Source organism: Haloarcula onubensis (genome assembly GCF_031624605.1).
GTDB classification, from domain to species: Archaea; Halobacteriota; Halobacteria; order Halobacteriales; family Haloarculaceae; genus Haloarcula; species Haloarcula onubensis.
The window spans coordinates 317,944-325,601 of the sequence record NZ_JAMQOS010000006.1 but is presented as its reverse complement, the minus strand read 5'-3'; the positions used below and the strand labels follow the sequence as shown (position 1 = coordinate 325,601).

4 protein-coding genes and 2 pseudogenes are annotated in these 7,658 nt (G+C 55.0%); all 6 read left to right on the top strand.

What is annotated here, in order from left to right; translation table 11 throughout:
* Positions 1-1,013, top strand: a pseudogene (locus NDI86_RS18015) (transposase); the annotation flags it as partial.
* A gap of 24 nt (positions 1,014-1,037) precedes the next feature.
* Positions 1,038-1,709: pseudogene (locus NDI86_RS18010) on the top strand (arsenic resistance protein); the annotation flags it as partial.
* A gap of 358 nt (positions 1,710-2,067) precedes the next feature.
* Positions 2,068-3,447 carry a hypothetical protein gene (locus NDI86_RS18005; RefSeq protein ID WP_220589817.1) on the top strand — a complete coding sequence of 460 codons (1,380 nt, stop codon included), beginning with the start codon at positions 2,068-2,070 and terminating at the stop codon, positions 3,445-3,447.
* Between the two features lie 296 nt (positions 3,448-3,743).
* The gene (locus NDI86_RS18000) at positions 3,744-4,343 is read left to right on the top strand and encodes a YbhB/YbcL family Raf kinase inhibitor-like protein (RefSeq protein WP_220619741.1); all 600 of its coding nucleotides are present in this window, start codon (positions 3,744-3,746) and stop codon (positions 4,341-4,343) included.
* A 143-nt stretch (positions 4,344-4,486) separates the two neighbouring features.
* A complete protein-coding gene (locus NDI86_RS17995) occupies positions 4,487-7,141 on the top strand; it encodes a heavy metal translocating P-type ATPase (RefSeq protein ID WP_220619740.1) in 2,655 nt (884 codons plus the stop codon).
* On the top strand, positions 7,138-7,569 hold the full coding sequence (locus NDI86_RS17990) for a DUF7996 family protein (protein ID WP_147439938.1): 432 nt from the start codon (positions 7,138-7,140) through the stop codon (positions 7,567-7,569). The genes NDI86_RS17995 and NDI86_RS17990 overlap by 4 nt, the downstream gene beginning before the upstream one ends.
* Positions 7,570-7,658: the final 89 nt, after the last annotated feature.

The window sequence follows — 7,658 nt, the reverse complement described above, 5'->3', positions numbered from 1 at the left end:
GGGCCGAGCCGCTCGACGCCATCGTCGAGCGGCGTCTCAAAACGATCTGGGAAGAACGCTCCTGTCCACACTGCGGCGCAGACAGCCTCCACGCTCTCAACGGCTCTGACCGTATCTGGTGTGGCCGCTGTGACTGGAAAACCACGTACACGCGAGGGACACCCTTCTACGATTCGGAACTCACCCCAGGTGAGTTCCTCATCGCCTTCATCCTCTACGCTGACACACTGCTCAGCATTACCCAAATCGCTGAACTCCTCTCACCGTGTTACACGACGCTTCACGACCAGCTCAGAGAGTTTGAGACCGCGTTCTGTCAGGGATTTCCGACTGTCTGGGAGCGCGTCTCCCAGACAGTCGATGGGCCAACACAGGTCGATGAAACACAGCAGGTGTGTTCGGGCTTCAAAGGCCAAGATCCGCCGCGGGAGGGACTCGACCGCGGCGGGTCGCCCGAGGGTGGACGTACCCGCTGGACAGGGGATCAGGGTGACGAACTGACGCTCGTCGCGGCCTGCCGCGACGTGCTTCGCGTGGTCTCAGCTCAGGAAGGAAGCGACTATGAAGATGACCTTGGGCCAGTTATCGAGGAAGCGACTATGAAGATGACCTTGGGCCAGTTATCGAGGAAGCGACTATGAAGATGACCTTGGGCCAGTTATCGAGGAAGCGACTATGAAGATGACCTTGGGCCAGTTATCGAGGAAGCGGACGACCTCTCCCAGCCGCTGGGAGAGGTCTGGACCGATGGACTGCCAGCTTACCGAGGGATGGAGCATGATCACCGATACGTTGTCCACGACGAGAGGTACGTCTCCGACGAAGGCGTCCACACGAACCAGGTAGAGTGTCTCTGGTCACTGCTCCGTCCGTGGTTGGCGAAGTTCCGCGGCCTGTCCAAGCAGGGCTTGGAGCAGGCCGCTCGGACCTACGGCTTCCTCCGGTCACTGAACCTTACTGGGGCACCGATCCACGGTCTCGTAGATTGCATCGCCGTCAATGTACTCCGCTAGTTCCGCCAGTCTACCGAAGAGCGGGTGTTGTTGACGCCGTGTGTCGATTACGTCATCACGTTCACCGAACTCGCAGGCGGTGACGCCGAGCAGATTACTGCCGCGACTCCGGCGCTGATGCTCATCCAGTTGTTGTTGCTCCCGCTGTATCTCTGGCTGTTCATGGGCCAGCAGGTGGCCGAATTCATCGAGGCAGGGCCGTTCATCGAGGCGTTCGTCGTCATTATCGCGCTGCCGCTGACGCTCGCATGGGCGACTGAATACTGGGCTGACCGGTCCGAGCGCGGCGCTCAGTGGCAGAACACGATGGGCTGGTTTCCGGTTCCGATGATGGGGGCAACACTGTTTGTCGTGATCGCCTCCCAACTGCCGCGCGTCCAGGATTCAATCGGACAGATCGTGTCGGTCGTCCCGATATATGTTGCGTTTCTGGTCATTATGCCGTTGCTCGGTCGGTTAGTGGCTGGAGTGCTCGGGATGGGAGCTGGCGAGAGCCGGGCCCTCGTGTTCACCTCTGTCACACGGAACTCGCTTGTCATTCTTCGGCTGGCGCTCGCGCTGCCATCGGGCTATGGGCTCGCACCAGCGGTGGTCGTTACTCAGACGCTCGTCGAGCTGACGGGTATGGTGGTCCTCACGCGAGTCGTCCCGGCGTGGTTGGTACCGGAAACCCCCCAATCAGCCCCTTTAGTGTGATGTTGGATGAATCGATAGTGGTTGATGTATCAACTGCGAGGTCACTCGGGATGAACCACTTCCCTCGGCGTACTCATACATCCAGCCCCTGCTTGAGCTCGCTGTCCCATTAGGTGGGAATCCGCCTGAGAGTTTTATTTGGTACCACTATATCTCCCGAACATGTCCAAAGTCGGATGTAGCCAAGACGAATCCAACACTACACAGGGGACTATCTAACGCGACACATGACGACCAAACTGTTGGGCCAAAGTACCGCTGTAAAAAATAATAGACTGCGTGAAACACTCGAATCTTTTTGCTGTGAGATATGCACGTTTCGATTGATGAGTCCCAGTAGAATATATCAACACCAATGATGAGAGAAAACCAGCAACGGATTACGCAACTAACTGTGAGCGTCCTGCTCTTAATTCTTGCAGCTGGGACAGTCTCTGCTCACGGAGCAAGTCTCTCAAGTGGTTCACGTGAACCCATACGCGTTCCGACATGGCTGTTTCTGAGTACGGGCGGAGCGGCAGTCGGGGCATCTTTTTTGTTAGCCTCCTTTGTGACAGATAGACAATTTATCAGACAGCTCCATCAGTGGGGCTTCCCGATTCATGCTGAGAACAGTCACGTGGCTGTTACTGCGGGTCGTGTACTCGGGTTGGTGGGCTATGTTACTGTCCTGGTCATCGGATTCATCGGTCCCTCCACGCCACAAACCAATGCGGCGATACTTCTTGTGTGGGTTGGCTGGTGGGCGGGACTAGCGATGACAAGCTATCTGGTTGGGAACACTTGGCAGACTCTCAACCCACTTTCTACCATCGCACTGGTGCTGCCCTCGCTAAATCGACGCTATCCCGACTCGTACGGGGCATGGCCTAGCGTAATTGGACTCTTGGCGTTAATCTGGATCGAGGTCATAAGTCCATTAGCTGCTGACCCACAATTACTCGCTACCGCTGTGGTCGCGTACAGCGTAGTGACCCTGTTTGGTGTCGGTATTTTTGGACGGGACACGTGGTTTGACAAGGCGGATCCCGTAGAGAGAGTATTCCGCTACTACGGTCGTGTGGCACCCATCGGAAAAACTGGACGGAAAATTAAATTTCGGTTGTTCGGTATGGACCTTTCCGTTCCCCGTTTGGTAGACGATTTCGATGAAGTCGTATTTATTATAGCGTTGCTGTGGGGGACAACCTTCGACGGATTCGTTACGACACCTGGGTGGCGTACCCTGACGGAACCTCTTGTCGCAGGCGGTTTCCCTCCACAAGTACTGTATCCGGTAGCGCTCCTCGCTGGCTTTGGCCTCTTCTTTGGAATCTACCTTATCGCGGTTGAACTCAGTCGACGAACTGCAGAGACCTATCTCCAGTCACGCATGGTGGCAGTTCAGTTTGCTCCACCATTGCTTGCAATTGCTGCTGGGTATCACTTCGCTCACTATCTCGGGTATTTTCTTGAACTCGCACCAGCTCTCTGGTTGGCACTCCTCTCACCGTTTTCAGATCCCGGCACAGTCCCAGTATATCAACCGCCAAGTTGGTTCGGTGGAGTTGGTATTGCGGCCGTGGTTATTGGCCATCTAGTTGCTATCTGGGTCGCACATGCGGCGGCCTATGACCTGTTCCCCAGTCGGATTCAGGCGATCAGGTCACAGTATCCGTTTATCGCGGTGATGGTGTTCTACACGATGACCAGTCTGTGGGTCATCACTCGCCCCGAGGTGGCACTTCCATACATATGAGCAATCACGAATATACAATTGGAAAGGACCAATCGCCCCATGTGTGTGAGTACTGCGGTCGTCCTTTCAGCCAGCAAGAGTGGCTAGACTTACACCGGGGGCTAGAGCATCCTAACGAATTATCTGAGGAGCATATTTCAGCGTTTCAGACAGCGTACGAGGCAGAGGAAGGAGAACTCGGACGATTCCGCCTCCGAGCTCTTGGTGTGCTTATACTGCTGTATTTTTGCTTGCTCATGATTTACGCGCTTGTCTGACCTGATACATACGACAGAACCCTCTAAAACGACAATACAATGAAACTGACTCGACGACGACTGATACAGACGGCCAGCGCCTCAATTACAGGACTGATCGCTGGATGTGCAAGTCGAACAACCGATACGCAACGCTCATTTAGTATCTCGAGTCCTGCCATGGAAAACGGGGGGACACTCCCAGCCCGGTACACGTGTGATGGGGCTGGAGAGTCACCCCCGTTCGAGATACGGAATCACCCGGATCCGACAGCGGCACTGGCGATTACCGGAGAGTACGACCGTGGGCCGATAAATGAGCCAGTGTTCTGGTCGATATGGAATATCCCTCCTGAGCGGACCACGATCCCCGCCGGTATACCGCGGACACCGACTGTAGAGACACTGGGTGGTGCTCCTCAGGGTCGACAGCGTGGCGGTGAAGTAGGATACAAAGCACCGTGTCCACCGCCCGGCCAACCGTACGAGCACCGATTCCAACTCTATGCACTCGGTGAGATATTGGATATCGAGGCGGGCACGAAACATGACGACGCCGTCGAAGCGATCGGTAGTTCTGTCCTTGCCAGTGCTCGACTAACTGTAACTTTGCAGCGGTCCGAGAGGACGTCTGAACGAACGACCCAACCGATGGAATAGCGACGGAGAACACGGAATCTCGAAAACGAGATCTTATCGATGGCGTATTATTAACTTATGCGCATATTGTTAATAGTATCTATTGTCATATGCGGCTTTTATAACAGCTAGTTTAATAAAATACGATTGTCTAGAATTCGCTAATGACCTCATCAGACGAGAACAGTGACGAGTCAGATGAAACAGACGACTCGCATGAACACGATCATTCACATGACCATTTTGATCGTGAACATTCAGAGAGAGATGAAGTATCGGATCCTTCGATAGCCCATGATGGAAGTGTGGCACAGCTCTCAGTGCCCGATATGGACTGCCCGTCGTGTGCGGGGAAAGTTGAAAACAGTGTTAGCAAGGTCGAGGGAATCAAAGAAATCGAGCCACAGGTGACGACAGGAACTCTCACAGTAACATACGAGGCCGACATCACGTCGACGGAGGCTATCACCGAGCGCGTCGAGAAAGCTGGCTACACTGTCGAAAACAGCGACGAGGTCACGGAGAAGTTTTCTGTCCCAGAAATGGATTGTCCGTCCTGTGCGGAGAAGGTCACGAAGGCACTGGACAGTCTCGACGGCATTGCAACGGCGGAACCCCACCCGACGACTGGGAAAATCACAGTCACATACGATTCTGCAACCGTGACGGGTTCAGACATCAGTGCCGCCATCGAGGGCGCAGGATACGAAGTTACAGATACGACCGCACAGCAGGGTAACAAAGATAATAGCGAATCTGGTGACAGTATCTGGCGAAGCCGCCGGGCTATCAAGACGTGGATTAGTGGTGTGTTCCTCGCCGGTGGACTCCTGCTGGAATTCTTCCTACCCGGGGAGAATATACAGGTCGCGAGCCTCCTCGGAAGCGACCTGGTGTTAGCTGACGCCCTCTTTCTTGTCGCGATTGCGCTCGGTGGCCACGAAATTCTCCGCAACGGGTATTACTCGTTGCGAAATAGGAACCTCGACATTGATCTGTTGATGTCCATTGCGATCTTGGGTGCCCTGGTGGCAAGTGTTGCATTCGGGGAGGGTCTCTATTTTGAAGCAGCGACGCTTGCGTTCCTCTTCAGCGTGGCCGAACTTCTCGAGCGCTACTCGATGGACCGTGCCCGCAACTCGCTGCAAGAGCTGATGGATCTGTCTCCGGATGAAGCGGTCGTCAAACGCAACGGGGGCGAAGAGACTGTCCCTGTTGCGGAAATAACGGTCGGTGACATCGTCGTCGTTCGGCCAGGAGAGAAGATTCCCATGGATGGCACGGTCGTAGACGGGGAGAGTGCGGTGAATCAGGCACCAATCACTGGCGAGAGTGTTCCAGTGGATAAGAGCGAGGGTGAAGAGGTGTACGCCGGGACAATCAACGAAGAGGGGTATCTCGAAGTGGAAGTCACCGCTACGGCGAGCGATAATACCCTCTCGCGTATCGTCGAGATGGTTGAGGACGCCCAGTCGAACAAAACCGAGCGCGAACAGTTCGTCGAGCGATTCTCCGCGTACTACACACCTGCTGTCGTCGCTTTTGCTATCCTCGTCACGATTGGGAGCCCCTACGTTCTCGGCACGACGTGGCCAACAGCTATCGTCTACGGGCTTACATTGCTCGTACTCGCCTGCCCCTGTGCGTTCGTCATCTCGACGCCAGTCTCGGTCGTCTCGGGCATTACGAGCGCGGCGAAGAACGGCGTGCTGATTAAAGGCGGAAACCATCTCGAGGCAATGGGCGAAGTCGACGCCGTCGCATTCGATAAGACGGGGACACTTACGAAGGGAGAACTCACGGTAACTGATGTCATCCCCCTCAATGGAAATTCCGAGGACGACGTCCTTCGGTGTGCCCGTGGCCTTGAACAACGTAGCGAGCACCCTATCGGAGAAGCAATAGTCGCGGAAGCAGACGGTGCAAGCGTCGCAGAGCGCGAAATCTCGGATTTCGAGAGTATCACCGGTAAGGGGGTTCGGGCAGAGCTTGACGGGACCGATCACTTTGCCGGGAAGCCCGGCCTGTTTGAAGAACTTGAGTTCGATCTGTCACACGTTCACGCGACCACCGATGGGGGCGTGGTTACCGACACAGCCCAGTCACTATGTGACCGGCATAATTGCTTCGATTTGCTGGAAGAGACGGTCCCAGAACTCCAGAGTGAAGGGAAGACTGTGGTGCTTGTCGGGACAGACGAAGAACTAGAAGGGCTCATCGCCGTCGCCGACGAAGTCAGGCCAGCAGCGAAACAGACGATAGCCCGACTCCAAGACCTCGGCGTCAAACGAACAGTGATGCTAACGGGAGATAATGAGCGGACTGCACAGGCTATCGCCGAGCAGGTGGGTATCGACGAGTTTTACGCAGAACTCCTTCCGGAAGATAAGGTCACTGCGATCGAGAAACTCACCGATGAGCACGACGGTGTCGCGATGGTTGGAGATGGTGTAAACGATGCCCCTGCCCTAGCCACCGCTACCGTAGGCGTCGCTATGGGCGCCGCTGGGACGGACACGGCACTGGAGACGGCCGATATCGCACTAATGGGTGATGATCTGGGCAAGCTGCCGTATCTCTACGAACTGGCCAATGACGCTAACGGCGTTATCCAGCAGAACATCTGGGCCAGTCTCGGAGTCAAGGCCGCACTGGCATTGGCAGTACCGTTTGGTTACGTCCCAATTTGGTTGGCAGTGCTCGCCGGCGATGCAGGAATGACGACTGCCGTCACCGGGAATGCAATGCGCCTCTCCAGAATTCGTCCACCAGAAGACAGCGGGGCTGAAACGATTTCCAGCGGAGGTTCACACCGATGAGTAGCACATCCGAAGACACCGAACAGAGTCCCACTGCCGATGAACAATCTGGACTCCCCTACGGACCATTTCTTGTCCTGCTTAGTGCCACAGTCGTCGCTGGTTCGGGACTGCTAGTCTACACCATGGAGCAGGCGAATCTCCCTTTAGTGGCCGATTTTGTGTGGATACTCGGCTATGGTGTCGCAGTTTGCATTATATGGGTTGTCTGGCTCCGACCGGTAGAACTCGTTGGGCCGGCAGGTCGAGAGACGGGCGATAGTTCTAAAAACGAAGATACAACTGCCGACTCATCAGCTAAAGACGGCCCAGAATGGGAAATATCAGGATGGGGCGAGTTAGCAAAAGTACCGAGCGAAAAAGGAGGAGACACTCAAAATAACACCCCGGAAAGTGTAGATACTTCATCTTCAAAGGACATCGAATAATCCTGAACTACCACTCCTTGATTGTGTGTTCTCATCAAGTAGACCTCGCTAAGTAAGAGATGTAAAGAGTGTTATAGAACAGTTCCACA

Bases quoted from the DNA above. Each gene is read 5' to 3' on its own strand.
- NDI86_RS18000 (WP_220619741.1), top strand. From the start codon at position 3,744: ATGAAACTGACTCGACGACGACTGATACAGACGGCCAGCGCCTCAATT.
- NDI86_RS18005 (WP_220589817.1), top strand. From the start codon at position 2,068: ATGAGAGAAAACCAGCAACGGATTACGCAACTAACTGTGAGCGTCCTG.
- NDI86_RS17990 (WP_147439938.1), top strand. From the start codon at position 7,138: ATGAGTAGCACATCCGAAGACACCGAACAGAGTCCCACTGCCGATGAA.
- NDI86_RS17995 (WP_220619740.1), top strand. From the start codon at position 4,487: ATGACCTCATCAGACGAGAACAGTGACGAGTCAGATGAAACAGACGAC.